General features: G+C 65.5%; 25 protein-coding genes. 9 read left to right on the top strand and 16 right to left on the bottom strand.

Annotated elements, in window-relative coordinates; genetic code table 11:
• Positions 1-37 precede the first annotated feature (37 nt).
• The 4 genes from LDO14_RS17485 to ilvD all read right to left on the bottom strand — a co-directional run bounded on the left by LDO14_RS17485 (position 38) and on the right by ilvD (position 4,578).
• Positions 38-946, bottom strand: coding sequence for a DUF817 domain-containing protein (locus LDO14_RS17485; protein WP_134165480.1), 909 nt, complete (start codon positions 944-946; stop codon positions 38-40).
• Entirely contained in the window at positions 939-1,757 is an 819-nt protein-coding gene (locus LDO14_RS17490) for an oxygenase MpaB family protein (protein WP_018770623.1), read from the bottom strand. Before LDO14_RS17490 ends, LDO14_RS17485 begins: the two co-directional genes overlap by 8 nt.
• Positions 1,758-1,839: 82 nt before the next feature.
• Positions 1,840-2,613: a hypothetical protein gene (locus LDO14_RS17495; protein ID WP_018770624.1), complete on the bottom strand. Its 774-nt coding sequence runs from the start codon at positions 2,611-2,613 to the stop codon at positions 1,840-1,842.
• Between the two features lie 105 nt (positions 2,614-2,718).
• Positions 2,719-4,578, bottom strand: a complete 1,860-nt coding sequence (ilvD, locus tag LDO14_RS17500) for a dihydroxy-acid dehydratase (protein WP_026265977.1) — start codon at positions 4,576-4,578, stop codon at positions 2,719-2,721.
• A gap of 85 nt (positions 4,579-4,663) precedes the next feature.
• On the opposite strand from ilvD, the gene LDO14_RS17505 reads away from it, so the two are divergent.
• A complete protein-coding gene (locus LDO14_RS17505; protein WP_018770626.1) occupies positions 4,664-5,506 on the top strand; it encodes a helix-turn-helix transcriptional regulator in 843 nt (280 codons plus the stop codon).
• A gap of 87 nt (positions 5,507-5,593) precedes the next feature.
• Here LDO14_RS17505 and LDO14_RS17510 read toward each other — a convergent pair whose 3' ends face one another.
• Both LDO14_RS17510 and LDO14_RS17515 read right to left on the bottom strand, forming a co-directional pair.
• On the bottom strand, positions 5,594-6,541 hold the full coding sequence (locus tag LDO14_RS17510) for a polysaccharide deacetylase (protein WP_223992706.1): 948 nt from the start codon (positions 6,539-6,541) through the stop codon (positions 5,594-5,596).
• A 60-nt stretch (positions 6,542-6,601) separates the two neighbouring features.
• Positions 6,602-8,152 carry a cytosine permease gene (locus LDO14_RS17515; RefSeq protein ID WP_144600233.1) on the bottom strand — a complete coding sequence of 517 codons (1,551 nt, stop codon included), beginning with the start codon at positions 8,150-8,152 and terminating at the stop codon, positions 6,602-6,604.
• 106 nt (positions 8,153-8,258) lie between these two features.
• Here LDO14_RS17515 and LDO14_RS17520 point away from each other — a divergent pair, with 106 nt between their 5' ends.
• The gene (locus LDO14_RS17520; protein WP_223992709.1) at positions 8,259-9,872 is read left to right on the top strand and encodes a PucR family transcriptional regulator; all 1,614 of its coding nucleotides are present in this window, start codon (positions 8,259-8,261) and stop codon (positions 9,870-9,872) included.
• Positions 9,873-10,372: 500 nt separating this feature from the next.
• Here LDO14_RS17520 and LDO14_RS17525 read toward each other — a convergent pair whose 3' ends face one another.
• Positions 10,373-10,567, bottom strand: a complete 195-nt coding sequence (locus LDO14_RS17525; RefSeq protein WP_263422485.1) for a universal stress protein — start codon at positions 10,565-10,567, stop codon at positions 10,373-10,375.
• A 274-nt stretch (positions 10,568-10,841) separates the two neighbouring features.
• Between LDO14_RS17525 and LDO14_RS17530 the strand changes: the two genes are divergently transcribed.
• Together LDO14_RS17530 and LDO14_RS17535 are read left to right on the top strand one after the other, a co-directional pair.
• Positions 10,842-11,168 (top strand): transposase, encoded by a 327-nt coding sequence (locus LDO14_RS17530; RefSeq protein WP_018772270.1) that lies wholly within the window; start codon positions 10,842-10,844, stop codon positions 11,166-11,168.
• Positions 11,165-12,019 (top strand): IS3 family transposase, encoded by an 855-nt coding sequence (locus LDO14_RS17535; RefSeq protein ID WP_018772269.1) that lies wholly within the window; start codon positions 11,165-11,167, stop codon positions 12,017-12,019. Before LDO14_RS17530 ends, LDO14_RS17535 begins: the two co-directional genes overlap by 4 nt.
• A gap of 8 nt (positions 12,020-12,027) precedes the next feature.
• On the opposite strand, the gene LDO14_RS17540 is transcribed toward LDO14_RS17535, so the two are convergent.
• Positions 12,028-12,270: a universal stress protein gene (locus LDO14_RS17540; RefSeq protein WP_223992710.1), complete on the bottom strand. Its 243-nt coding sequence runs from the start codon at positions 12,268-12,270 to the stop codon at positions 12,028-12,030.
• Positions 12,271-12,314: 44 nt separating this feature from the next.
• A complete protein-coding gene (locus LDO14_RS17545; protein ID WP_223992712.1) occupies positions 12,315-12,782 on the bottom strand; it encodes a DUF4383 domain-containing protein in 468 nt (155 codons plus the stop codon).
• A 271-nt stretch (positions 12,783-13,053) separates the two neighbouring features.
• Here LDO14_RS17545 and LDO14_RS17550 point away from each other — a divergent pair, with 271 nt between their 5' ends.
• Together LDO14_RS17550 and LDO14_RS17555 are read left to right on the top strand one after the other, a co-directional pair.
• Positions 13,054-13,521 carry an Hsp20/alpha crystallin family protein gene (locus tag LDO14_RS17550; protein ID WP_018770632.1) on the top strand — a complete coding sequence of 156 codons (468 nt, stop codon included), beginning with the start codon at positions 13,054-13,056 and terminating at the stop codon, positions 13,519-13,521.
• 66 nt (positions 13,522-13,587) lie between these two features.
• Positions 13,588-14,922 (top strand): MBL fold metallo-hydrolase, encoded by a 1,335-nt coding sequence (locus tag LDO14_RS17555; protein WP_223992714.1) that lies wholly within the window; start codon positions 13,588-13,590, stop codon positions 14,920-14,922.
• Between the two features lie 26 nt (positions 14,923-14,948).
• On the opposite strand, the gene LDO14_RS17560 is transcribed toward LDO14_RS17555, so the two are convergent.
• The 3 genes from LDO14_RS17560 to LDO14_RS17570 all read right to left on the bottom strand — a co-directional run bounded on the left by LDO14_RS17560 (position 14,949) and on the right by LDO14_RS17570 (position 18,591).
• Positions 14,949-15,773, bottom strand: a complete 825-nt coding sequence (locus tag LDO14_RS17560) for an IclR family transcriptional regulator (RefSeq protein WP_223992716.1) — start codon at positions 15,771-15,773, stop codon at positions 14,949-14,951.
• 74 nt (positions 15,774-15,847) lie between these two features.
• On the bottom strand, positions 15,848-17,107 hold the full coding sequence (locus tag LDO14_RS17565; RefSeq protein ID WP_223992718.1) for an aminopeptidase P family protein: 1,260 nt from the start codon (positions 17,105-17,107) through the stop codon (positions 15,848-15,850).
• Positions 17,108-17,220: 113 nt separating this feature from the next.
• A complete protein-coding gene (locus LDO14_RS17570) occupies positions 17,221-18,591 on the bottom strand; it encodes an MFS transporter (protein ID WP_223992720.1) in 1,371 nt (456 codons plus the stop codon).
• 265 nt (positions 18,592-18,856) lie between these two features.
• On the opposite strand from LDO14_RS17570, the gene LDO14_RS17575 reads away from it, so the two are divergent.
• From LDO14_RS17575 to LDO14_RS17585, 3 genes are read left to right on the top strand one after another with little or no spacing between them, the layout of a single operon-like run.
• Positions 18,857-19,321 carry a hypothetical protein gene (locus LDO14_RS17575; protein WP_223992726.1) on the top strand — a complete coding sequence of 155 codons (465 nt, stop codon included), beginning with the start codon at positions 18,857-18,859 and terminating at the stop codon, positions 19,319-19,321.
• Positions 19,318-21,066 carry a DUF5671 domain-containing protein gene (locus tag LDO14_RS17580; RefSeq protein ID WP_223995306.1) on the top strand — a complete coding sequence of 583 codons (1,749 nt, stop codon included), beginning with the start codon at positions 19,318-19,320 and terminating at the stop codon, positions 21,064-21,066. The genes LDO14_RS17575 and LDO14_RS17580 overlap by 4 nt, the downstream gene beginning before the upstream one ends.
• Positions 21,067-21,116: 50 nt before the next feature.
• The gene (locus LDO14_RS17585) at positions 21,117-22,580 is read left to right on the top strand and encodes a hypothetical protein (protein WP_223992728.1); all 1,464 of its coding nucleotides are present in this window, start codon (positions 21,117-21,119) and stop codon (positions 22,578-22,580) included.
• A gap of 462 nt (positions 22,581-23,042) precedes the next feature.
• Here LDO14_RS17585 and LDO14_RS17590 read toward each other — a convergent pair whose 3' ends face one another.
• The 4 genes from LDO14_RS17590 to LDO14_RS17605 all read right to left on the bottom strand — a co-directional run bounded on the left by LDO14_RS17590 (position 23,043) and on the right by LDO14_RS17605 (position 24,498).
• A complete protein-coding gene (locus tag LDO14_RS17590) occupies positions 23,043-23,291 on the bottom strand; it encodes a hypothetical protein (protein ID WP_018770639.1) in 249 nt (82 codons plus the stop codon).
• A gap of 103 nt (positions 23,292-23,394) precedes the next feature.
• Entirely contained in the window at positions 23,395-23,802 is a 408-nt protein-coding gene (locus tag LDO14_RS17595; protein WP_018770640.1) for an SRPBCC domain-containing protein, read from the bottom strand.
• On the bottom strand, positions 23,799-24,113 hold the full coding sequence (locus tag LDO14_RS17600) for a metalloregulator ArsR/SmtB family transcription factor (RefSeq protein ID WP_018770641.1): 315 nt from the start codon (positions 24,111-24,113) through the stop codon (positions 23,799-23,801). Before LDO14_RS17600 ends, LDO14_RS17595 begins: the two co-directional genes overlap by 4 nt.
• A gap of 82 nt (positions 24,114-24,195) precedes the next feature.
• Positions 24,196-24,498 (bottom strand): hypothetical protein, encoded by a 303-nt coding sequence (locus tag LDO14_RS17605; protein ID WP_134165488.1) that lies wholly within the window; start codon positions 24,496-24,498, stop codon positions 24,196-24,198.
• Between the last annotated feature and the right edge of the window lie 28 nt (positions 24,499-24,526).

Consider the following 24,526-nt stretch of genomic DNA (forward strand, 5'->3'; position numbering starts at 1 on the left):
CGAGGGCCCTGCTGAAACGGGTCTTGGCAGACCCCCCTTACCGCAGCACAGCTGACGACGGGGCCTCCCGCCGCCCTCCCGTGGCCGCCACCGGGGGCTGCGGCTTGTACACCCAGGCCACCAGCACCACAGAGATGATCATTAGCAGGAACCAAGCCACGAGTTTTTCAAGGCCCACCGGGTGCCAGCCGTCCACCTGGCTGGGGTAGAGCCAGGCGCCGGACCAGGTGGCGATGTTCTCGGCGAGCCAGATGAACAGCGCCACCAGCAGGAAAGAGACCGGCAGCGGCATGTGGAACTCCCGGCGGAACACGCGGAAGTGCATGACGCACCGGCCGTAGATGAGCACGACGGCGGCGAGCAGCACCCAGCGCAGGTCCCAGATGTAGTGGTGGGTGAAGAAGTTGGCGTAGATCGCGGCGGCGAGGACGGCGGTGATCCAGCGCCGGGGGTAGGCGGCGAACTTCAGGTCGAACAGCCGGTAGACGCGCACCATGTACGAGCCCACGGCGGCATACATGAACCCGCTGAAGAGCGGCACGGCCCCGATGCGCAGGAAGCCTTGGGCATCGTAGGACCACGAACCCACGTCCGTCTTGAACAGTTCCATGACGGTCCCCACCAGATGGAACAGGACGATGACCCGCAGTTCCCGCAGGGTTTCCAGCTTGAACGCCACCATCAGGATTTGGATGACGACGGCGGCGATCGTCAGGAAGTCGTTGCGCGCCAGGCCGGCAGTGTCCGGATACCAGATCCTGGCGGCCATGAGCACTGCCAGGAGCGCCGCGCCGAAGATGCAGGCCCAGCCCTGCTTGAGGCCAAAGACCACGAACTCAGTGAGTCTTGTTTTGCCGCCGCCGGCCGGAGCAGTTGCCAGGAACCTCCTGGCCCGTTCGTCGATCCGCTGCTCCACCGGTGGTGAACCGCGTCTGGGGCTAGGCACTGATCCCCTGGCGCTGGCTTGGCCGGGTGTTCCTCTTCAGGTCCCTGTCGAGTTCGCGCAGGCAGTAGTTCTTGAACCAGTACCTGATGCCCCGCGGCAGCCGCGGGTAGGCAACGGCCAGGATGCGAAAGGTGCGGTTGAAGCGCCGTTCGTGCCGGTCGCTCCAGCCGAGGCCGAAGTCTTTCCGCAACTGGTGGGGAAGGAGTCCGGCGGTGAGGAACCTGGCAGGGGGGATGATGGCCCGGTACCACAGGGCTGTGTGCTTGGGAAACAGCAGGCCGCGTCCAACGCGGACCCCGGGGGCCTCCGCGTGCAGGGTGGAGACGTGTTCGGCCCAGTAGCGGCCGAACTCCGTCCTGTCCTTGGGCCACATGCCCGGCGGAAGCTGCAGCGCGGTGCCGATCCGCGCGTAGTCCAGGTACATGGCGTCGGCAGCTGCATCGTCCAGCGGGCCGTAGATCTTCTCGATGATGGTCAGAGCGGTGTCGTAGAGTGTGGCTACCACCCAGAGCTGCAGTTCCGGATCATAGGCGTTGTACCCGGCGGACGTTTTGTCCGCAGTGCCGTGCACCGGAACATGAGCCCGGTTAACCCTGCGGCGGACCTCGTTAACCTGGGCGTCGTTTCCATAGACGACCGCGTAGACATACGTCAGTGTGCCTTTGAGCCTGTTGACGGGGCGCTCAGTGAACGTGCTGTGTTCCGCCACGCCCCGGCCAATGGCCGGATTGGCAAGCTGCAGCAGTATGGCCCGCCCTGCCCCAGCAAGCAGGATGCCTTCCGCCCGGTAGTCGGAAAATTCCTGCACCATGTCAACAGGGTACCGTCACGGCAGGACGGCAGGACCGGTCCTTTGGCCCGTTGACAAGGGGCCAGGCCCACGTATCGTCCGGTCAGCGGTTTACCGGCCGCAGCGAGGTGATCATTCTCTTGATGTCCGCGTACTCGGCCGTGTCCCGGTATTTCCGCGCCAGCTCAAGGTACGGCAGTGACTGGTCGCCGGGTGTCGCGTTGATTTCCGGGTCGTAGGAGGCGCCGAACATGGCAGCGTTGGGCGGCCACCGGAAAAACTGGAAGATGGGGCAGGCGTCGGGACCACTCGGCGGAGGGCCGGACGTAATGCCGTAGCCGGCCGCCGGGGTGCGGTACATGCCCGGCGCCGCGGCGTTTGCGCGGGTCTCGAACACGAACTGCGGCACCACTCCGCCCTGGACCAGTACCGGGATGTCCGCGCTGTCCAGGACTTCATACGGGTACCTCTCGGTACACGTGGAGCCGGTGGCCATGTTGGTCCGCAGCGTGGCCATCACCTTTCCGGCCTGGTTCCGCACCTCCGCAAAGGCCCCTCCGCCCTCCGCCAACTCCCCTGCCGGATCCTTGACGCTCCAGGCGGCAGGTAAGTCGAACGCCATGGCGCCATCCGCCGTCGTGAACGTGGTCCAGGCAGCCGCGGCAGAACCGGCCGCAGAAGTGCCGGGCGCGGCTGTTGGTGTGGAAGGGACGCTCGACGGCGTCGGCCCGGCGGCCGTACCGGTGGCCGTTGCTGACGTGGCGGCAGAGCCCGCCGTGGATGGCGAGGGCTGTGGACTTCCCGGCTGCGGTGAGCAGCCGGCCAGGAACAGCATTGCCAGGGCCGCTGCCGAAAACGCCGTGATGAGCCTGCGCACCACACCCTCCTTTGGGCCTGCCGATGACCCTTCAAGTGTGGCGCGCCGGCCCCGGGCGGGGGAGGGCCGGAGGACCTGCTTCTCCCCTCTCCCGCCGCGGACGCCTTACCGCTCTACCAGCGACACATCCCGTACTGCGCCCTTGTCCGCGGACAGGGCCATGGCGGCGTAGGCGCGCAGTGCAGCGGAGACCTGGCGGTCCCGGTCCTTGGGCTTGTAGCCGCCGTTGACCTCCAGCTTCTCGCGGCGTTCGGCCAGGATCTCGTCCGAGACCTCAAGCTGCATGGAACGCTGCGAGATGTTGATGCTGATGATGTCACCGTCCTCCACCAGGGCGATGGCGCCGCCGGAGGCAGCCTCCGGCGAGATGTGCCCGATCGACAGGCCGGACGTGCCGCCGGAGAAACGGCCATCAGTGATGAGGGCGCACTTCTTGCCCAGGCCGCGGCCCTTGAGGAACGACGTCGGGTAGAGCATTTCCTGCATGCCGGGACCGCCGCGGGGGCCTTCGTAACGGATGACCACCACGTCGCCTTCCTTGACGGTCTTGTTCAGGATCTTCTCCACGGCTTCATCCTGGGACTCGCACACCACGGCCGGGCCCGAGAAGGTCCAGATGGACTCGTCCACGCCGGCGGTCTTCACCACGGCGCCGTCCACTGCGACGTTGCCACGGAGCACGGCCAGGCCGCCGTCCTTGGAGTAGGCGTGCTCCACCGAGCGGATGCAGCCTTCTGCGGCGTCGGTGTCCAGGGAGGTCCACTCGTTCGACTGGGAGAACGCGGTGGAGGAACGGACGCCGCCGGGAGCGGCGTGCCACAGGGCCTTTGCTTCCTCGGTGGCTTTGCCGCCCCGGATGTCCCAGTCATCCAGCCAGCCGTCCAGGTTATCGGAGTGCACGGAGTGGACGTCCTTGTGCAGGAGGCCGCCTCGGTTCAGCTCGCCCAGCAGGGCGGGGATGCCGCCGGCGCGGTGCACGTCCTCCATGTAGTAGGTCTTGTCCTTGGCCACGTTCGGAGCCACCTTGGCCAGGCAGGGCACCTGGCGGGACTTGGCATCCATCTCGGCCAGGCCGTAGTCCACGCCGGCCTCCTGGGCGGCGGCCAGCAGGTGCAGGATGGTGTTGGTGGAGCCGCCCATGGAGATGTCCAGGGCCATGGCGTTATCGAAGGCCTTCGCGGTGGCGATGGAGCGCGGCAGCACGGAGTCGTCGTCGCCGTCGTAGTAGCGCTTCACCAGCTCGACGACGGTGGCACCGGCCTTCTCGTACAGGGCCTTGCGTGCGGTATGGGTGGCGAGCACGGACCCGTTGCCCGGCAGGGACAGGCCGATGGCCTCGGTGAGGCAGTTCATTGAGTTGGCGGTGAACATGCCGGAGCAGGAGCCGCAGGTGGGGCAGGCGTTCTCTTCGATGAGGTTGATGTCGGCATCGGAGATGGACTCGTCCACGGCATCGGCAATCGCGTTCACCAGGTCCAGGGAGCGGACGGAGCCGTCGGACAGGGTCACGCGCCCTGCTTCCATGGGGCCGCCGGAGACGAAGACCACGGGGATGTTCAGGCGCAGCGCGGCCATGAGCATGCCGGGGGTGATCTTGTCGCAGTTGGAGATGCATACCAGGGCGTCGGCGCAGTGTGCGTTGACCATGTACTCCACGGAGTCGGCGATCAGGTCGCGGGACGGCAGCGAGTAGAGCATGCCGCTGTGGCCCATGGCGATGCCGTCGTCCACGGCGATGGTGTTGAACTCGCGCGGCACGGCGCCGGCGGCGAGGATCGCGTCGGAGACGATCCGGCCCACGGGGGCGAGGTGGGTGTGGCCGGGGACGAACTCGGTGAAGGAGTTGGCCACGGCGATGATCGGCTTTCCGATGTCCGAGTTGGCGACGCCGGAAGCGCGCAGCAGTGCGCGGGCGCCGGCCATGTTGCGGCCATGGGTGACTGTTTTAGAGCGAAGTGCAGGCATGCCTACCATCCTGCGGGCTCATGGGCCGGGGTGGAAGACGCTCTTGATACTAGTAGTAGGAGTACCAGAGTAATAGTATTTCCGGGTGAGTGATCCCGGACGGCGCAAGGAACTTGGCCTCTTCCTGCGCGCCCGCCGCGACCAGGCGCTGCGGGCCGACTATGGCCTGCCGCCGATCGGCCGCTCGCGCGACCGGGGATTGCGCCGCGAGGAGGTGGCTTTCCTCTCCGGTGTCAGCGTCACCTGGTACACCTGGCTGGAGCAGGGCAGGGACATCAGCCCCTCCCGCCAGGTCCTGGAGGCCGTCAGCCGTGCGCTGCATCTTTCCACCACCGGCCTTGGCTATGTCCTGTCCCTGGGCGGGTATGCGTCCGCGGCGCCCTCGGGCCCCGCCGCCGATACTGCTCCGCCCCACATCCAGCGGCTGCTGGATGCACTTGATCCCAATCCGTCCTTTGCCCTGTTCCCGGACTGGGGCGTAGCCGGCTGGAACAAGGCCTATGCCGCGCTGTACCCCAACATCGCCACCGTGCCCCCGGCGGACCGGAACCTGCTGTGGCTGGTGTTCACCGACCCCTACGTCCGGGACCTGCTCCCGGACTGGGACACCACCAGCAAGCGTTTCCTTGCCGAATTCCGCGCCGAAACCGGACAGCGGCTGGGTGATCCGGACATCCAGTACCAGGTGGAACGGCTCAAGGAGGCAAGCCCCGAGTTCCGCCAGGGCTGGGACCTGTACGACATCCTGGGCTTCGAATCCCGCGAGCGGCTCTTCCACCACCCCGCCGTCGGAGTCCTCCAGCTGGAACACCACCAGGTGTCGCCTTCGGACCGGCCGGACCTGCACATCGTTGTCTACACGCCCGCCCCGGGCAGCGGCGCCGCAGCCCAGATGCAGTCCCTGATGACCACGGCTGACCAGTCGTAAACAACCGAAAGCGGCCGGCGGCGGGAACTCCCGCCGTCGGCCGCTTTCCTCGCCCGGGACGCTTGCCCCGGGCGCTACCCCAGGACGCTAGGCCAGCACCCCCTGCCGCACCAAGGCGGGCTGGAACTGTGCACCCGCGCCCGGGAATACCGGCACGTCGATCCGAGCGTGGGTGTGGACCTCCGTCACGGTTTCCTTGGTGTGCCGGGCAATCTGTTCCAGGGTGGTTACCCACATGCCGTCCATCGCCTTAACCCGCTCGATCAGCTGCTCCAGCGCCACCGCCTTGGACGGCCGGCCGGAGATGAACGGGTGGTTGGTCAGCACGAAACAGCTGCCCTGGGAGTGGTGGGCCTCGGCTTCAAGGGTCCACATCTCCAGGACCTTGGCCGGGCTCTCGATCACCCCGCTGCCCGTCACGCCGGGATAGAAAGCGTACTGCTCCCAGTCGTCAAGGGTCCAGTCCACCGGAATCTCCACAATGTCCCGGGGATCATCGGCGGCGACGGCGAAGCGGTAGGGGGCGTCGCCGTCGAGCAGGCTGGAATCGTAGAGGAAGCCGCGGTCGGCCAGCAGACCCGGCGAGTGCCAGTTCAGCTCCCACCACGGTGCCCGGTAGCCCACCGGCCGGACTCCGGCCACCGTGGCCAGGGCCTCAAGGCCCCGGTCGATGTAGCTTGCCTCGGTGGCGGCGTCGATGCCCTGCATGGGTTCGTGCAGGTAGCCGTGGTGCGCCACTTCATGGCCGCCGTCCACGATCTGCCGCACCACGTCCGGGTAGGACTCGGCGGTGAAGCCCGGGATGAAGAAGGTGGCCTGGATGTCCTGGCGCGCCAGGATGGCCAGGAGCCGCGGCACCGCGATTTTGGGGCCGTAGGACTGGTGGCTCATCAGGGACATGCGCCGGGTGCTGGTGGGGTTGTGGGCGATGGTGCAGGACTCTGCGTCCACGTCGAAGGTGAAGGATGCGGCGGCCTTGGCGCCGTCGGGCCAGGTGATGGGGTGCAGCGGGTCTGCGATGGCGGGCTGGTTCATGGGGAATCCTTTCGGCGGGCGCAGTGCGCGCCAGGTGCTGGGGAAGAAGGGCAGGGCCGTTTAGAGGGCGGGAAGGGCGGGCGCGCTGTCAGCTGCCTTGCCGTCTGCTCCAGGGGCGCTGTCCGCCGCCTCCTTGATGCGGGGCTGCAGGGCAAGGTAGCGGATGTGCTGCCGCGGCCCGAGGATGGCGTACACCCCGGCGCTGGTCAGTCCACCGGCCAGCCAGGACAGGTCCCAGCCGCCCAGCGCCACCGCGATGGGGCCCTGCATGATGGGGATCAGGCCGTACATGAAGAGCCACGTTGCGAAAATCCCGGCCACCAGGGAGATGACACCGGCCCAGTTGACGCCGGGCAGCCGCTTGGTGCCCACGGCGTCGAACAGCCGCTCCGGCTCGCCCGGCCAGCGCTTGTCCAGCCAGAAGTAGTGCACCAGCATGATGCCGCCCCAGGCGGCCACCCAGGCCACCAGGCCAATCAGCCAGGCGTCGAGTACCGCGGCGAAGTCCTCCTGGAAGATGAAGAAGACGACGGCGGCCAGCGAGAAGACGCCGACGAACAGGTTGAGCTTGCGGCGGCTGATGGAGATATCCAGTGCCTGGGTTGCGACGGAGAACGTATAGATGTTGAGGATGTTGGTGGCGATGGGGCCGTGGAGCACCATGAGCAGCACCGGCAGCGCCATGGCGCCGAAGTTGAGGACGATCAGCTTGCCGGGGTCGATCTCCCCGGAGTTGGTGGCCAGGCTGGCGCCCAGGACACCCAGCCAGACCACCGGGATGAACTGGCCAAGGACCGAGGCGAGGTAGACCTTCTTCTTGGGGACGCTGGTGCTGACGAACCGGGAGTAGTCCGCGGCGTAGGTGAACCAGGTGATGCCCCAGCCGATGCCGATGGCGGTCATGACGGCGCTCATGGCGGCGATCCGCTCCGAGCCTTCCAGGATGGCGCCGGCCGGTCCGGCGTAGCCCCAGTCGATGTCCATGCCGAACCAGGCGACGGCCGACATAACGGCCAGGATGAGGATGGTGGGCGGTACGGTCCATTTTTCGAAGGCCGCGATGGCCTTGTAGCCGAACCAGGCGATGGCTACCTGCAGGGCCATGATGAAGGTGGCGACGCCGATCTTCCAGGCGTAGTTGGGGGCTTCCGGGTCAACCCACCCAAGGGTTCCGAAGAGCGCCATGACCAGGTCCAGGATGATCCAGGTGTTCACCGCGCACCAGCCGATGACCAGGAGGGCCTGGATGGCGGCCGGGAGGTAATTGCCGCGCCGTCCGAATGCGGCGCGGGCCAGGACCATGCCGGTGGCGCCGGTCTTCTGGCCCAGGAGGACGAAGCAGCCAAAGAGCAGCATGCCGATCAGGTTGCCCAGGACCAGGACGGTGACGGTGTCCGCCAACCCGAGTCCCAGCTGGATCCCGAGTGCCCCCAGCACCCAGTTGATGGGTGCCAGGTTGGCGCCCGCCCAGATCCAGAACTGGCCGGAAACCTTGCGTGTGCGTGCTGATTCGGGGATGGGCTGGAGCCAGGCTTCGTGGTCCACGGCGTTGTGGTCCTGCGTGGCCTGGCCGGGCTGGCCGTGCGTGGCTGGTGAAAGCTTTTCTTGCATGGGGGCCTCCGTGAGGTGGATAAGTACCAAAAGGCTATGTGGCCCCCATCACAAGGAACAAGATACGATGTGTCGAACAGATTCCCCTACAACGTTACGGACTGTCGTGTCAGTGTTTCTTGGCGAAATACTCGCCCACCCCGCCCTCGCCGCCGCCGATCCCGTGGTCCATCCCCTGGGTGTGGCGGCCGACGCGCAACCGGTCCGCTGGGTCCACTCCAGCGAAGTGCTTGACATTGCACCCCTGCTCCGGGGCGGCGAACTGCTGCTGTGCGGCGGGATCACCCTGGCCACGGCCACGCCTGCCAAGCGGGAGGACTACGTGCGCGAACTGGCCCAGCGCGGGATTGCAGCGCTCGCCATCGAGACCGGTGGCGCCCTGCCGGAGATCCCGGCCAACATGCTCGAAAAGGCCGAGGAATATGGCCTTCCGGTGGTGGAGCTGCGCAAGGTGGTGCCGTTCGTGGGCGTCATGCAGGCCATCAATTCCCTGCTTGTGAGCGAGTCCGTGGGACACCTGCAGCAGGCTGACGCTGCCACCCGGGCCATGGCGGCGGAGCTGGCCCACGGCGCTTCACTCGACAAGATCCTGGGCGTACTGGCCGGCATCACCAGCTCCGCGGTGAAGCTCACCTCCCCCTGGGGAGTCACCATGGGCAGCGCCATGCCCGAGGGCTGGAACGGTGACATTGGCGCGGAAGCCGGGGCGGCGGCAGCTGGCGATACAGCGGACGACGGCGGCTCCGGGCCGGGCGGGCACGGCGGCTTTCACGGCAGGGCCGGCGGAACGATGATCACCGTGGACATTCCCGTGCGGGGTGTCCTCATGGGCCGCCTGGAGGTGCGGGTTCCGGATGCCGCGGACGTGGCCCTGGCGCAGGTGGCGGGGGAACGCGCCGTGGACATCCTGGGCCTGGCCCTGCTGCAGCACACGCCTCCCGGACTGCATGCCCTGGCTGGCGCCGAACTGATGCGGGCAGTCCTGAACGCAGCTCCGGAGTGGCGCCTTGAGCAGCTGGCTCCGGGTGCCGGCTTCCCCACGGACTCCCCCTCCGTGGTGGCGGCAATCCACGCCGCGTCACCGCAGGAGCTGCGTGGCGCCGTCGAAAGCTTCCTCAGCTCACGGCGCATTCCGTGCGCCGCCTATCTGGATGATGCCGAACTGGTGGTGATGATCGGCCTGCCCTGCGCTGACACTGTCGGTGAACGGCGGCAGCTTGTGGAATCGCTGAGGGGGCTGGAAGGGGACCATGATGCGGTGATCGCCGTCGGTCCCCTGGCCGGCGGCGTGGCGGAAGCCGCCTGGTCCCTGGCCGAAGCCCGCCGCACCCTGGAGGTGCGCCAGATCCGGCGCAGGAACGCGTCGGCGCGCAGGCGCTATCCGGCCCGCGGCCTGGTGGTGGTGGATGCGGAGGACGCTGCCGTGGAGAGCCTGTCCCTGACCTGCCTTGATGCCTCATCACGGGAGGCGTTCGTCAACCGGCAACTGCGGGCGGTCCTTGAGCATGATGCGCAGCGGCAGTCCCAGCTGCTGGAGACCCTGCAGGTGTGGCTGGACTCAGGCTGCAACACAGCGCAGTCTGCACGGGAACTGCACTTGGAGCGCCAGTCGATGCACCACAGGTTGCAGCGCATTTTCGAGCTGTGCGGCGGTGATCCGCGCGGCACGGGCCGGCTGGCGGCACTGCACCTGGCGGCCCGGATGGCCGGACTGCCCTGACCTGGCAGTACAAAGGGGAAGCCCCACCAGCAATGCTGAAGGGGCTTCGACTGTTTTGATTCCGTTATGACGAACATCATCTCCCGAACTTGCGGGAATCCTGGTGCTTCCTGCCTCGTCACCGGCAGACCACCTGGATCAGATCCACGGTGTGTTCCAGGGTTCCCTGTTGTCCGTTCCCGCCCTTCTTTCGAAGAACGTATTAACAGTGTTACGCCTGGTTTTGCGGGGACGCAAGAGCCAAATTCCAGCGGAGAAAAGTGTTTAAACGCAGAACCTGCAGGTACCTTCGCGATCTCGCTAAGAGACGGCTCGGACATTCTCATGTCCTGAACAACCCGGCGTCATCTGATGGTTACCTGCAGGCACTTCCACTTTACGACCGGCCCCGGCACTCCACCAGAGGTAGAGCGCATTCCGCTTGAACTTTTGGTGTGCGTCCCCTCCACGCGCCCAGCTGCAGCGGCTGACAGGGCCCAGCTGAGCAGGCTCCAGGGGCATTACGCCTTGGATTGGACCACCAGGACAGCACAGGGGGCGTGGTTGACCACCTGGGTGGATACGGAGCCCATGTGCAGCCCTGGAAATCCCCCATGGCCCCGGGAGCCGACGACAATGAGATCCGCGTCCTTGGCGGCGTCAAGAATCGCCGAAGCAGGTGAATGGGTGTCTACGAGTTGCCCCGAAGCGGTCACGCCGCCATCTGCGGCGGCCTTCAGCGCCTCACCCTGGAGCGTCCGGGCGATGTGAACTGCTCCCCGGAAGTTGGACTGAGAAATTCAGTTCCGACTTCCGGGGAGCAGTTTTATGCATGCACGTAGTTCGTTGTCTGAGGTTCAGCGTGAGGCCGCTGTAGCGTGGTTTGAGAAGGGCATCGCGGATAGTGCGGCGGCGACGTTGCTAGGGGTGTCCCGCCCGCCGATAAGGGTTCTCTATCGGCGGTGGAAGATCCATGGTCGAGGAGCGCTGGTGGCCAAGCCGACGAAACAGGTGTACTCGTTCGAATTCAAGCTCGCGCTGGTTGAACGGTTTATCGCCGGTGAGACTGCCCCGGATCTCGCGGCGGAGGTGGGTTTGTCCTCGCCCACGCTACTGAAGACGTGGGCCCGGGCGTATCGCCGCGAGGGCCCGGACGCATTACGTCCCAAGTCCAAGGGCAGGCCTAAGGCACCTGATGCCCCGCAGCCGGCCGAGGTATCGGAACTGGAGCGGTTACGGCGGGAGAACGAACGGTTGCGGGCGGAAGTGGCTTACCTGGGAAAATTGCGGGCCTTGAGGGCGCAGGAACGACGGTGAAGGTCCAAGCCCTCATCGCTCTCAAGGCTGACTTCCCGCTTCCGGTCCTGCTGCAGGCAGCATCTCTTGCCAGATCGACGTTCTTCTATCATCAGGCACGCATCCAAGGCCCTGATCCGCAGGAGTTCATCAAGGCCGCTGTCAGGGAAATTTTCGAGAAGAACCATGGCCGGTACGGGCACCGGCGGGTCCACACCGAGATGGTCAAGCAAGGGTGGACGGTCGCGAAAAAGACCGTTCTGAAGCTCATGCGGTCCCTGAATCTGGTGTGCAAGGTCCGGCGGAAGAAGCGTTATAACTCCTACCAGGGCGGGCAGGGCCGGGTTGCTCCGAACGTGTTGAACCGGGAGTTCGAGGCTGATGCCCCGAACCGGAAGTGGGTAACGGATGTGACGGAGTTCAGCGTCGGCGACCGTAAGCTCTACCTTTCGCCGGTTATGGATCTTTTCGACCGGCAGATCATCTCCTACTCGATCAGCCCGTCTCCGAATCTGGAGCTCACCAATAATTCGCTGCGCCAGGCCCTTGCCTGCCTTGAGGATAACCAGCAGCCACTCGTGCATTCGGACCAGGGCTTCCAGTACCAGCACGTCTCGTGGCGAAAACTCTTACAGGAAGCCGGCGCGAGCCAGTCGATGTCACGCAAGGGCAACTGCTACGACAACGCCGTGATGGAAAACTTCTTCGGCCACCTTAAGGAAGAGCTCTTCCACCACGTGCGATACCTCAGCACCGACGCCTTGGCAGGGGCACTGCACGAATACATCCGCTGGTACAACACCGAAAGAATCTCGACAAAGCTCAAGGGCCTGAGCCCGGTGCAATACCGGACCCAGACCCTCGCGGCTTAGGCTCTTATTTAGTCAGTCCAACTTCCGGGGAGCAGTTCAATGTGCTCCGGAGACTCTTCGGCGGCAATTTCACCTGCGGCCGTTTCCAGGACAGCCGGATACCACGCCATTGGCGGCTTGTTCCAGGCGGTGACGAAGCGGAGTTGGCCATTGCGTTGGCGGGCCTCATCCATCGCCCAGTCCAGTGCTGCCTGGGAGGGTTCGGAACCGTCAAAGCCGACAACAATCAGGAATGGACCAGTGCTGGTCATTCGTCTTTCCTTTCACTGCCCCGAGCCGTACTGGGTCAGAGGGATCAGGGTGCTTTCGCCGGGCCGGTTCCGCGGCCAAGCACAATCCCCACTGCGAGCATGACGACTCCCAGCACCACGTGGAGCCAGTTATCTGAGGTGTTCACCGGGATGAAGTTGGCCGAGGATGCCTGGTCAATCAGGAGTCCGTAGAGCCAAATAAGCAGGTAGAGGGCGCCGCCGCCGATGAGATAGTACTTCGACTGGGACGCGGTCCTGCCCATGAGCAGGCCGGCTGCTCCAAAGAGGAGGTGAACAATGTTGTGCAGGATGGATACCTGGAAGACACCCAGGAGCATCGCGCCGGAGTCGGGGCCGGCGAAACTCAGTTCCGAATAGTTCGTGGTGACTCCAGGGATGAAACCGAGAACGCCCACCAGGGCGAAAACTGCTCCCGCCGCCAGGGCAGTGATTTCGATGGCCGTGCGGTGGTGACGTGCGCCTACGCCCGGATGTGCTGATGATGCAGACATGGCTTGCTTCCTTGTACGCAGGGAGGGAAATTGTTGTGTTTAAGTTCGGCTGCCGGGGTGGGGCAAGCCTCCCTATGGTTCCAGCTTCGAGCCGGGCGCGTCTTGCCTTCAGAGGCTTTAGTCCTCAGGTATCCATGAATTTCAGGGCTGTGCGTGAGGGCTCCGGGCGGGCGGGTCTTTTGCCCCTGCCAGCCCCGGCTGCACGGGTATTTACTGGATTGATACGGCCCCTTCCGGGCGTCCTCCGCACCGAATCTGGAGAGTTTTTGTCATGTCTGATCTGCTCAAATGGTCCCCCTTCGCAGCCTCCCGGTGGCCCTCCCCCTTCACGTCTGCCCTGCGCTCCCCGGCGGAGTTGCTGGACTCCATAGAGCGCATGTTTGAGTCACCGGCCAGCCCTGCCCCGATCAGGGTCGAAGAGTTCGTCGACGACAAGACCCTTGTGGTGCGTGCCGAGATGCCCGGCGTCGATCCTGACAAAGACATTGAAGTGACAATGGATGACGGGTTCCTGCGGATCCGCGCTGAACGCCAGGAAAAGGAAGAACACAAGGACAAAGGCAGCTATCGGTCAGAGTTCCGCTACGGGTCCTTCAGCCGGAACATCCCGCTCCCTGACGGGGTCAAGGAAGAAGACATCAAAGCCACTTACACCAACGGGGTCCTGGAAGTCCGCACCCCGTTGCCCGAGCAGGCCCAACCCACCGAACCGAAAAAACTTCCCATCACCCGCGGGTAACGGGCAGTGCCCCAGCCAAGGGACCAGCATCCCCCGACGTTGCAGTTCCTCGGTGCAACCGACACTGTGACGGGTTCCAGGTACCTGATCCGTTCACGCGGCCACCGGGTCCTGATCGAGTGCGGTCTGTTCCAAGGCTATAAACACCTCCGCGACCGTAACCGGGTAGCGTTCCAGGTCAGCCCCGCGAACATCGACGCCGTTGTCCTCACACATGCCCACCTGGACCACACCGGGTATGTTCCTGCCCTGGTCCGCGACGGTTTCAACGGCCCTGTCTATGCGACCCCTGGTACGGCAGAACTGTGTTCACTGCTGCTTCCCGACAGCGGTTACCTCCAGGAAGAGGAAGCCCGGTATGCGGACCGCACAGCATCATCAACACATCATCCGCCAGTGCCCCTCTACACTGCAGAAGACGCCGTCCGATCGCTCAACAGTTTCAGGACCCAGGGCTTCGACTCCCCGTTTTCCCTGCCCGGGGGCATCGAAGCGACATTCCTTCCCGCCGGCCACATCCTGGGCGCCGCACAGGTGCACCTCAAACTCGGCGGCAGGACGATCCATTTCACCGGGGATCTGGGCCGCACCCACGACCCACTGATGTACCCGCCCCGTGACCTTGAGCCCGTGGACGTACTGGTCACCGAATCCACCTACGGCAACAGGGCACATCCCGCGGGGAACCCTGAAACCGAACTGGGCGAGATCATCAGCCGGGTGGCCAAACGACGCGGCGTCATCATGATCGCTGCGTTCGCCGTCGGCCGGGCCGAAACAGTCCTGCTGCACCTCTCACGCCTTCTGGCCAGGAATGCCATCCCCTCCATCCCGATCTACCTCAACAGCCCGATGGCCATTGACGCCTCCGGTATGTACCAGCGCCACCGCGAGGAACACAGGCTCAAACAGCACGAATTCGAAAGCATGTACAAAGTGGCTACGCCCGTCCGAAGCGCTGACGAATCCAAGCTGCTCAACCTTCGCGGCGGACCCATGATCATCATCTCCGCCAGCGGCATGCTCACTGGCGGCAGGATCCTGCACCACCTCGCGGCCTACGGGCCGGACCGGCGCAACGCCATCATCCTCAGCGGATACCAGGCCGGAGGCACGCGCGGAGCATCGCTCGCCGCGGGTGAAAAACACCTCCGCATCTACGGACAGGACGTTGAAATCGGAGCAGAAGTCATCCAAATGGAAGGACTGTCAGCCCATGCGGATTCCGACGAGCTGATCCAATGGATGAAGACCGCTTCCCAGGCGCCGGCCATGACCTACGTCACGCATGGTGAACCGGACGCCGCAGACACCCTCCGGGCCCGCATCAAGCGCCAACTTGGCTGGAAAGCCCGCGTCCCCGAGCACCTGGAAACCATCTCGCTCGAACACCCCAGCTAAAAGACGCAGAACACCGCCACGCCGCTTCAGGTTGTGGGGCGCCCGCCCAGGCGGGTGGTGACTTTGGCGGCGGCGGCCACGCAGGCCTCCCCCAGGCTTTCGAACTGTTCCTTCGATACCCGGAAGCGGGGGGCTGGGATGAGGACGGCGGCCACTATGTCGCCGCGGTGGTCCCGGACGGGGGCGGCGACGCCAACCTCGTCCATGGACGATTCGCCGTAGTTTCCCGCCCATCCCCGCTCCGCCACATCCTGGAGCCTGGCTTCGTAAGCTGCCAGTCCGGCGTCGTCCAGTCCTGGAAAGGTGATGGTTCCGCTGCGCAGCAGCTCCCGTACCCGCTCGGCCGGGAGGGTGGAGAGGAATACCTGGACGGAGGCGCTCATGGCGTCCCGGTAGCGCGCCCCCAAAGGGGTGGTGTGCTTGATCTGATGGTGGCTGGCGATCTGCTCCACGCAGATGGCCTCATCCCCGTTCCAGAGCATCAGCGCACTGGTTTCCCCGGTCTGCTCGGTCAATTGCCGCAGGACCGGATACGCCACGCGCCGTTCCTCCATCTCGGCCAGCAGCGGCCCGGCGACGGCGATGAGTCCCAGCCCCAGCCGGAACCGCTTGGTTTCGGGGTCCCGTTCCACCAGGTTTTCCTGCTCGAAGGTGGCCAGGATCCGGGAGACGCTGCTCTTGTGCATGCCTACGCGGTTGGCGATTTCGGTGACGCCCAGCAGGGGTTCGTCAGCCGTGAAGGTGCGCAGGACGGCGATGGCATTGACGACGACGGAGGCGCCTTTCGCGTCCGTCCCGCCGTTGGTGCCGGTCCCGTTGCCGTTGCTGTCGGAGGTTTTTGCAGGAGTCATGGTGGACACCATCTTTCCTCATGGACGGCAGAGGCGGCGCCACGTGTCCGTGGCGCCGCCTCCCAGTGTGATGGTTATGCCTGGATGATGTTGTGTTCCGGGCCGAACGGGAACTTGGTGATGTTCTCCACCGTGTTGTCCTCGCCGATGACCAGGATGTCGTGCTCGCGGTAGCCGCCGGCGCCCGGCAGGCCGTCCGCCACCGTGATCATGGGTTCCATGGAGACCACCATGCCGGGTTCCAGGACGGTGTCGATGTCCTCGCGCAGTTCCAGGCCGGCTTCGCGGCCGTAGTAGTGGCTGAGGACGCCGAAGGAGTGTCCGTAGCCGAAGGTGCGGTTGGCCAGCAGGCCGTGGCTGATGTAGATCTCGTTGAGCTCGGCGGCGATGTCCTTGCAGACGGCGCCGGGCTTGATGAGTTCCAGGCCGCGGCGGTGTACCTCCACGTTGATGTTCCACAGTTCCAGGGAGCGTTCGTCCGGCTGGCCCAGGAAGAGGGTGCGCTCCAGGGCGGTGTAGTAGCCGGAGGTCATCGGGAAGCAGTTGAGCGAGAGGATGTCGCCCTGCTGCAGTTTCCGGGTGGTGGCCCAGTTGTGGGCGCCGTCGGTGTTGATGCCGGACTGGAACCACACCCAGGTGTCGCGGACCTCGCGGTGCGGGAACGTGCGGGCGATTTCGTGCACCATGGCCTCGGTGCCGATCAGGGCCACCTCGTACTCGGTGATGCCCTCGCGGATGGCGTTGCGGATGGCTTCGCCGCCCAGGTCGCCGATGCGGGCGCCGTGCTTGATGACCTCGATCTCCTCGGCGGACTTGATCATGCGCTGGCGCATGGCGTCCTGCGAAACGTCCAGGAGTTCCGCTCCGGGGAAGGCGGCGGCGATCTTCTCGCGGGTCAGGCCGGGGAGGAAGTCGTCCTCGACGCCCAGGCGGGAGGCCTTGACGCCGCGCTGGCGCAGTGCCTCCTGCAGGCCGAAGTAGAAGTTGTCGCGGCGCCAGTCGGTGTAGACGATGTTCTCGCCGTAGGAGGTGCGCCAGGGCATGCCGGCGTCGATGTTGGCCGTGACGGTGACGGAGTCGTCAGCGGTGACCACCAGGGCGTAGTTGCGGCCGAACGTGGTGTACAGGAAGTCGGAGTAGTACTTGATGCCGTGGTAGCTGGTGAGGATGACAGCGTCCAGGTCCTTGGCGGCCATGATCCGGCGGAGCCCGCCCAGGCGGCGCTCGAACTCTGCGTCGGAGAACGTGAGCTTGCCCTTGGTGCCGTTGTGCAGGACCTTGAGGCGCTCCAGCTCGGCGATGGATGAGGCGTTCTCAGCAGTAGTGCTGGTCATATTGATGATGCCTTTCTAATGGATGCAGCTGCTGCCGGGGCATGCCGCGGCAGGTGATTGCGCTGCAGTTGGTGTTGTTTGTGCGAGGGGTTGGTTGAGGGGCCTCTGGTCGCTCAGAGGTGTTTAAGGGGCTTCCGCGACGTTTCGGCGGCGAACAGCACGGCCACCAGGGATACGACAGAGGCCGCCACCAGGTACCAGCCGGGGGCCAGCTTGCTCTGCGTCAGGCCGATCAGCAGTGTGGCCATGAAGGGTGCGGTGCCGCCGAACAATGCATTGGACAGGTTGAAGCTGACGGCGAATCCGCTGTACCGGACCTTGGTGGGGAACAGTTCGGCAAGGAAGCTGGGCAGGGTGCCGTCGTTCAGGGTGAGCATGCCGCCCAGCAGGATCTGGACCAGCACGATGACCAGGAAGTTGCCGGTGTCCAGGAGCATGAAGGCGGGGACGGTCAGGAGGATGAACAGCACGGAGGCGGTGATTAGCATTTTCTTGCGGCCGAACCGGTCCGACGCGATGCCGGTCAGGAAGATGAATCCGATGTAGCTGGCCAGGGCGATGGTAGTGGCCAGGAAGGATTCGGTGGGCCCGAAGCCCAGTTCCTCGGAAAGGTACGTGGGCATGTAGCTGAGGATGACGTAGAAGCCGACGGCGTTGAGCAGCACTGCCCCGCAGGCAATGATCAGCTGCTTGCGGTAGGTCCGGAACATGTCCAGCGCAGGAGCCTTAGGCGCTGATTCGGCTTGGTCGGCCAGGGCGCGGAAGGCGGGTGTGTCCTCCAGCTTGGTGCGGATGTAGCGGCCGATCAGGCCCATGGGGGCCGCCAGGAGGAACGGCAGCCGCCAGCCCCACTCGTGCAGCTGTTCGGTGCTGAGCACAGAGCTGAGGAGCGCAGCGATCAGGGAACCCAGGAGCAGGCCCGCTGCGGTGCTGGCCGGGACCACCGCGGCGTAGAGTCCGCGGCGGTTGGCCGGGGCGTATTCCACCAGGAAGGCTGAGGCGCCTGCGTATTCGCCGGCTGCCGAGAAGCCCTGCACCACGCGGACCAGGAGCAGCAGGACCGGAGCCAGCATGCCGATGGTTGAGTATCCCGGAATGAGGGCGATGCAGAAGGTGGAGACGGACATGATGACGATGGAGAGCGACAGGGCTTTGCGCCTGCCCAGCTTGTCGCCGATGTGGCCCCAGAAGAAGCCGCCCAGGGGCCGGACGAAGAAGGAAATGGCAAAGACGCCGAAGGTTGCCAGCAGCGCGGTCTGCCGGTCGGCTTCGGGAAAGAATACCGAGGAAATCACGGCCGCGAGATAGCCGTACACGGCGTAGTCGAACCACTCGACGAAGTTGCCGATGAAGCTCGCCGTGACCACCCGGCGTCGAACGTCCTTGCTGGCCACCGGGTTGTCCGCGCCGAGGCCTGCCGCGGAGGGAGCATCAACGTCATTGGCAATGACTCCTGCGACGGGTGAGTTTGATTCGTTACTCATGGAACCACCAGTAAAAGTAGGAGTTGCAGCTGTTGCAACATGGTTGTTTCAAGATAGGCCGTGACGCGTGCCACAGTCAATAGCCGCCGATAAAGTTTCTTAGCCCATTCCACGGAGTGGCAACGCCGTCGCAGGACGAACGCAATCGGCCAGCAATGCCCGATTACGTTGCGTTAGGCGCAACGTTGTTGAGTTTTCGAGTGGCGGCGGAAAATCAGGTCCTAAGACACGGGCGAAAGCCGCCGACCTGCCGCATACTTGCGCCATGGATGACGCAGCGCGAAAACCGGACCGGATCCTGCTCGCGCTGGCGGGCGTTGTGGTGGTGCTGGTGGTGGTTGCGCTGGCCGTGGTATTTACCCGGGGTGAGCCGGCACCGCTGGATAAGGCGAGCCCCGCCGGAGTGGTCCAGCAGTACAGCAAAGCCGTGATCGACGGCGACATCCCCACCGCGCAGTCCTTCCTCACCGAGGGTGCCCGGAGCAGGTGCAGTGGGTCCTATCCGGGCGAACCGCGCCCTGCCCGGGTGGTGTTGATTTCGACGACGGAGCGCACCGATTCAGCCACCGTCAAAGTTTCGATCGTGCGGTCAGCCCAGGGCGGACCGTTCGGCCCCTCAGAGTATGAGATGGAGGACGCCTTCTCGCTCCTCAGGGTGAACGGGACATGGATGATCGACCAGCCGCCGTACCCCCTGATGGCCTGCACCGTGACGCCGGTGAAGCAATGACGGCGCCGGCAGCACCATTGGCTCCCGCTCCCGCCAGCGGCCTGGCCACACTTCGCCGCCTGATCCTGTACGTTCTGCTGTTTGCCTTGGTGGTTATCACGGCGTCAGGCCTCAGCGGACTGCTGGAACGGCTGTTCCGAACGGCGTCCGTCCTGGCGGCGGGCGACGTGGCCGGGCTGGCCCTGTCGCTGGCCTTCACCCTGATCGGCGGACCGCTGGCACTGCTTCTCTGGTGGTTCGTGTGGCGGAGGCTCGACGACGAATCGGAGCGGACTGCGCCCGGGTGGGGCCTCTACCTGACCGGTATGTACGCGGTCTCGCTCATCATCGGCACCACATCGCTGCTGGACCTCGCCTCATCTTTTGTTGATGCGAAGGAAAGCCAGTGGCAGTCCCCGTTGGCCAACGCCCTTGTGTGGGCAGCTATCTGGTGGTGGCACCGGTGGATGTGGAAGCACCCCCGCAAACCGTCATCGCACCTTGAGGACGTGCGCGCCGTCGTCGGCTTCGTCTTTGGCCTGTTGCTGGCCGCCGGCGCTTCGATTGCCGCGCTCAGTACGCTGCTGGATGTCGCCATCCGCGGTTTCACGGCCACCGCCACCTTTGAGCCGTGGTGGGTCGACGTCCTCCGGTCCCTCATTTGGGCCGCCGGCGGAGCAGTGGTGTGGTGGTGGCACTGGTTCCGGGAGGGTGGCCGGCGCTACCAAACAGGGCTGGTGGACGTCACCATCATCGTTGTCGGCATCTTCGTCGCCGGGATCTCCGCTTTGGGCGGGCTGGGTGTCATCCTGTTTGTCCTCCTGCGGCTGGCGTTTGACCGGAACGACCCGCTGAACGACCTGCTCGAACCGCTCGCCCCGGCCATTGCGGCCGCCGTCATCGGCGCCCTGGTGTGGCGGTACCACCGCACCACGTCCGTCCACCGATCACCCCGGACCCGCCGCGCCAGTCTCCTGGTGACGTCGGCCGTGGCGCTTGCCGCGGCCGCGTCCGGCATCGGAGTGGTGGTGAACGCGTTGCTGGCCGCTGCGGTATCGCCACTGGCCGGTGGTGCCACGCGCACCCTGCTCCTGGGCGGCATCAGTTCCCTCGCCGTCGGCGGCCCGGTCTGGTGGCAGGCCTGGAAGCCGAGGCACCAGCCGCGGACGGCAGCCGATATCCCTCCCGGCCGGCGCGTCTACCTGGTGGCGTTTTTCGGTGTCAGTGCGGTGGTGGCGCTCATTACGCTGCTGGTCATTGGCTACCGGCTCTTCGAATTCCTGCTGGGTGACGTTTCGGGCGGCAGCCTTTTGGACCGGATCCGGGCCCCGCTGGGCCTCCTGGTGGCGGCCGGGCTGGTGGCGGGTTACCACTTTGCGCTGTGGCGGCATGACCGGGCCCTCTACGCCGCCGCACCCATCCATAAACGGGTGATTGAGCGGGTGACGCTCATCAGCGGCTACGCGCCGGGTGCCGTGGACCCGGAGGCGTTGGCTCGTGGCATCGCTGATGCCACCGGCGGCGCCAAGATGACCACGTGGCTGAGGGCGGACGACGGCGGCGCCGGACTTCCGCCGTCGTCCGTCCTTCCTGCCGGGGTGGAGGACATCGTCCCGCAGGTGGCTGCCGCCCTGGAGGGCGTGGCAGCCCAGCATGTCCTGGTGCTGGCAGGGCCGGGAACCCGGCTGGAAGTCACGCCGCTGGTTGCCGCCAGGGGTTCTGCCGTCCCTGGTGGCACGGCGCCGGGCCGGGTCCTACGGCCCTAGCTGGCGTCCGGGTGGCGGCCTAGCGTGGGTGCTGGCAAAGGAGGCCGGCCATGGCAGTTCGTGGAGCCGCGAAGCGCAGCGTTGCTGCTCCACGAAGGAACGGCAGGTGGTGGTTCAGTTGCATGGCGGCCGTCCTGCTCGCCGTGGCCGGCTGTTCCTCCGGTAGCACCACCCAGGGCAGCAGCCCTTCCAACACCTCCGGGCCTGCCCCGCAAACCCCCCTGGCGCCCAGCAGCCCCGGCGCAACGGCATCCCTGTCAAAGCCCTTCTCGGATGCTGAACTTGTGGCCATCATCAACGGCGTGGGCCAGACCCGCAACCTGCCCTTCCCCGCCGCCCATGATTCGGCTTCGCTTCGAAGCGGCGCCGTCAGCGGGTCCTTTCCCTCCACGAAAATGGAAACGACACCCGGGGATTGCCTCGCCTTCGTCCCGCAGGATCCCTTCGCCCGCTGGGCTGACAAGGACATCGGTTTTGCGGAAGGCGGCATGCCGCCGGCCGGTGGTGAGTCCGGCCCCACCACCACCATCATGATCATCCTGCGGAGCGCGGACAAGGACACCATTGCAAAGGCTGATTTCGGCTACGCGGATGATCTCGTGTCCCGCTGCCGCCAGTTCGACCTGGCCTACACCGAGGCCGGCCGGACCTCCACATCCGCCTTCCAACTGCTTGCCGCTCCCCAAGTCGGGGAAAAGCAGCACGGCTTCATGCAGGTCGCCAAGCCGACGGGCCATGGGGATATAGGCACCGTGGGGCTTCGGGTCCTGGATGGCACCCTGTCCATCACCCTCAGTCTTGGGGTTGCCAGTCTCAACTCTGAGTCTGATGCGAAGCCCGCCCTTGAGGCCATGGCAGGACTTGCCAAGGAGCTTATTGACCAGGCAGGGAAGGGCGGTTCATCAGTGGCAGCGCCGCCGCCAAACTCCCTGACCCCGGACCGGCTGGTGGCACTGTTCAAGGGCATCACCGGCCCGAACGGGGAACCGGTCAGCCTGCCGCAGGCCACGGTACTTGGGCCGCCTCCCGGCTTCACCCCTGGCGCCTCATCCCAGCTGCCTGATTCCCCTTGCACCATCAGCGACGAGACCTACACCGCCTCGCTGCTTGGGTCCGTCTACGGGCAGGGACAGATTACGGGGGCCAGCAAGAACGACTACACCGACTTCACCGTCATCAGCATGCCCTCGACCATGGGGCCACCCTATCCGTTTGACTCCAGGGCGGAGCGCCTCCGGGGCTGCACGAACGTTAACGAAAGCCTGTTCGGTGGGGGCAGCCGGGCGTGGACCTCGGTGTCCCCCTTGAACCTTGGGGTGGCTGCCGACTCGGGTTACGCCGTGGCCTATCAGCTCTCCGACGGGACGGGTGCCTGGCATATCCGGGCCGGCGCGCGCAAGGGGGCGCTGTCGGTGGAGGCAAACAGCAACACGGCATCACAGTCCGCAACGCAGGCCAAAGCAGACGCGCTGGCCGCCTTCTTCAGCACTGTTTTCTCGCATGCCGGGATGTGAGCTGCGGTGCCGGATGCGGGAACAATCGCGCTGATACTCAAGATTTGCGCAGTTTATCCCGCTGGTGGATTAACCCTCTTCCTTTGGCATTCCGGGGTGCCTAGGGTGGGCACACACGCTTGCCAAGGGGGATAAATGAAAAGCATCGCCGATGGTCCTCAAGACGCTGCAAACCAGGACGTGCAGCAGGTCGCAGCGCCCAATGCACAGGACTCACAAGGCAGGGTCGCCGAGTGGACATCCGATTGCCTTCTCACACTGCGGAGCCCCATACGCTTCACCCGGGCCGATTGGCCCTAAGCCGCAACCACCCTGTTGAGGGGCGGGCCACCTGGACCACCGGTATGACTCCTTGGAGCCATGCGCCCAACACGGCCAGCGCACTGGACCAGGTTGTTACCTGCCGTTTCAGGCCCGTCCTGCTCGGTGAAGCACCTGCTCCTTGGCGTCGACGCCAGGGGTTCAGCTTGATGCGTCCCGCTCGATTTCTTCGGCGAGGTCATCCACTTCCTCAGGGCGGGCCTCAATGCCTGCTTCCTCGAACCGCTCCTCAAGGACGTGGGTAACATCGTCCTGGACGTGGCCCAGTTGGATGTCGTGGCGGACATCCTCGGCGATGCTTTCAGGCGTCTCAAGGTGCTCGGTTCCGGCCACGATCCCGTCGCTGCCGTCAAAGGGGTCGTTGGCGCCGCCCGCTCCTGAATCAGTCATACTCCATCGTTACCCTTCTCTTTCGGGCGGTAAACCCGCGGAAGGCGCCGAAGGGAGCGGACGACGGCGGGCGCATCCCGCCGTCGTCCGCTCCCCCAAGGCGTCAGGAGACTTCGGCGAGGATCCCGTCAATGCGGGCCAGCAGGCCCGGCCAGCCGTTGCCCATGCCTTCTATGGCATGGCGGCCCATAGGGGTATCGACTTGGAAGCCCGCGTGTTCGAAGTGGAGGACGGTACCGCCGTCGACCGGTTCGAGCCGCCAGGTGATGGTGGTGTCCAGCTGGCCTTCGGAGAAGAGGAAGCTGATGGAGCTGCCCTCCTCCACGGCCAGGACCTCGCACTGCTGCCGGCCCCAGGCGTCCATGTCCATGGTGAAACGATGTCCCGCCACGGGCGCAATATCGCCGGGCGCCCACCAGCGCGCCAGCAGTTCCGGTGTGGTCAGTGCAGCCCACACCGCCGGGGCAGGGTGCGGGTAGTGGCGTTCCAGCCGGATGGCATTCTCGGTCATGACGGATTCTCCTCGTCCAGAAGGTCTGCCAGCGCGTCCAGCCGCTGGTTCCAGTAGTGCTCAAAGTTCTTTACCCAGCCGCCGACCTCGGCGAGGGCGGCAGGCTGGAGGTGGTACACCCGGTTCCGGCCCTGCCGCTCCTCGCGGACCAGCCCCACCTCGCGAAGCACGGCCAGGTGTTCGGACGCGGCGGGGCGGCTGAGGTCCAGCAGGCCGGTAAGCTCACCGGCCGTCCGCGGTCCCTGCCGAAGCTCGTCCAGGATGGTGCGCCGTGCCGGGTTGGCTACGGCGGCAAAGACATCGGGAAGCACACCCACAGTATATGTCGGAATTTTCCGACGTATCAAGGCGGGTTCCGCTGGGCGGCTCCGCTGGCTCGGGTCTGGCGGCGCCTTAGCGTCCGGGGTTCGCCCGCCGTCCCAACCGGTAGCCAGCCCAGAATGCGAGCACCAGCAGCCCGGCGGCCATGATGGCCAGGCCTATCTGGGTCCCCTGGGTGACGAAGGCCGCGCCGTTGGCGCTGAAGGGCGTCTTGCTCAGCGGCGCATAGGCAAACCAGCCGGTGAAGTTGCGGTTCAGGTACGCGATCAGGCAGCCAAGCAGCACCGCCGCAGCACCGAGCACTGGCACGACGGCGGCTGGAAGCTTGCCGCGTTTGGACGGTTGGCGCTCGTCAGGCATGTTGTTTTCCCCCATGCAGGCGAGTCTAGCCGGAGTAGAACTA

It is taken from the genome of Arthrobacter sp. NicSoilB11 (assembly GCF_019977375.1).
In the GTDB taxonomy this organism is placed as follows: Bacteria; Actinomycetota; Actinomycetes; order Actinomycetales; family Micrococcaceae; genus Arthrobacter.

Excerpts from the sequence above, each read along its gene's own strand:
- LDO14_RS17595 (WP_018770640.1), bottom strand. The coding sequence starts at position 23,802 with ATGACCGAGAATGCCATCCGGCTGGAACGCCACTACCCGCACCCTGCC.
- LDO14_RS17515 (WP_144600233.1), bottom strand. The coding sequence starts at position 8,152 with ATGCAAGAAAAGCTTTCACCAGCCACGCACGGCCAGCCCGGCCAGGCC.
- LDO14_RS17590 (WP_018770639.1), bottom strand. The coding sequence starts at position 23,291 with ATGACTGATTCAGGAGCGGGCGGCGCCAACGACCCCTTTGACGGCAGC.
- LDO14_RS17510 (WP_223992706.1), bottom strand. The coding sequence starts at position 6,541 with ATGAACCAGCCCGCCATCGCAGACCCGCTGCACCCCATCACCTGGCCC.
- LDO14_RS17585 (WP_223992728.1), top strand. The coding sequence starts at position 21,117 with ATGGCAGTTCGTGGAGCCGCGAAGCGCAGCGTTGCTGCTCCACGAAGG.
- LDO14_RS17570 (WP_223992720.1), bottom strand. The coding sequence starts at position 18,591 with ATGAGTAACGAATCAAACTCACCCGTCGCAGGAGTCATTGCCAATGAC.
- LDO14_RS17575 (WP_223992726.1), top strand. The coding sequence starts at position 18,857 with ATGGATGACGCAGCGCGAAAACCGGACCGGATCCTGCTCGCGCTGGCG.
- ilvD (WP_026265977.1), bottom strand. The coding sequence starts at position 4,578 with ATGCCTGCACTTCGCTCTAAAACAGTCACCCATGGCCGCAACATGGCC.
- LDO14_RS17560 (WP_223992716.1), bottom strand. The coding sequence starts at position 15,773 with ATGACTCCTGCAAAAACCTCCGACAGCAACGGCAACGGGACCGGCACC.
- LDO14_RS17545 (WP_223992712.1), bottom strand. The coding sequence starts at position 12,782 with ATGTCTGCATCATCAGCACATCCGGGCGTAGGCGCACGTCACCACCGC.
- LDO14_RS17540 (WP_223992710.1), bottom strand. The coding sequence starts at position 12,270 with ATGACCAGCACTGGTCCATTCCTGATTGTTGTCGGCTTTGACGGTTCC.
- LDO14_RS17580 (WP_223995306.1), top strand. The coding sequence starts at position 19,318 with ATGACGGCGCCGGCAGCACCATTGGCTCCCGCTCCCGCCAGCGGCCTG.
- LDO14_RS17565 (WP_223992718.1), bottom strand. The coding sequence starts at position 17,107 with ATGACCAGCACTACTGCTGAGAACGCCTCATCCATCGCCGAGCTGGAG.
- LDO14_RS17490 (WP_018770623.1), bottom strand. The coding sequence starts at position 1,757 with ATGGTGCAGGAATTTTCCGACTACCGGGCGGAAGGCATCCTGCTTGCT.
- LDO14_RS17550 (WP_018770632.1), top strand. The coding sequence starts at position 13,054 with ATGTCTGATCTGCTCAAATGGTCCCCCTTCGCAGCCTCCCGGTGGCCC.
- LDO14_RS17605 (WP_134165488.1), bottom strand. The coding sequence starts at position 24,498 with ATGGGGGAAAACAACATGCCTGACGAGCGCCAACCGTCCAAACGCGGC.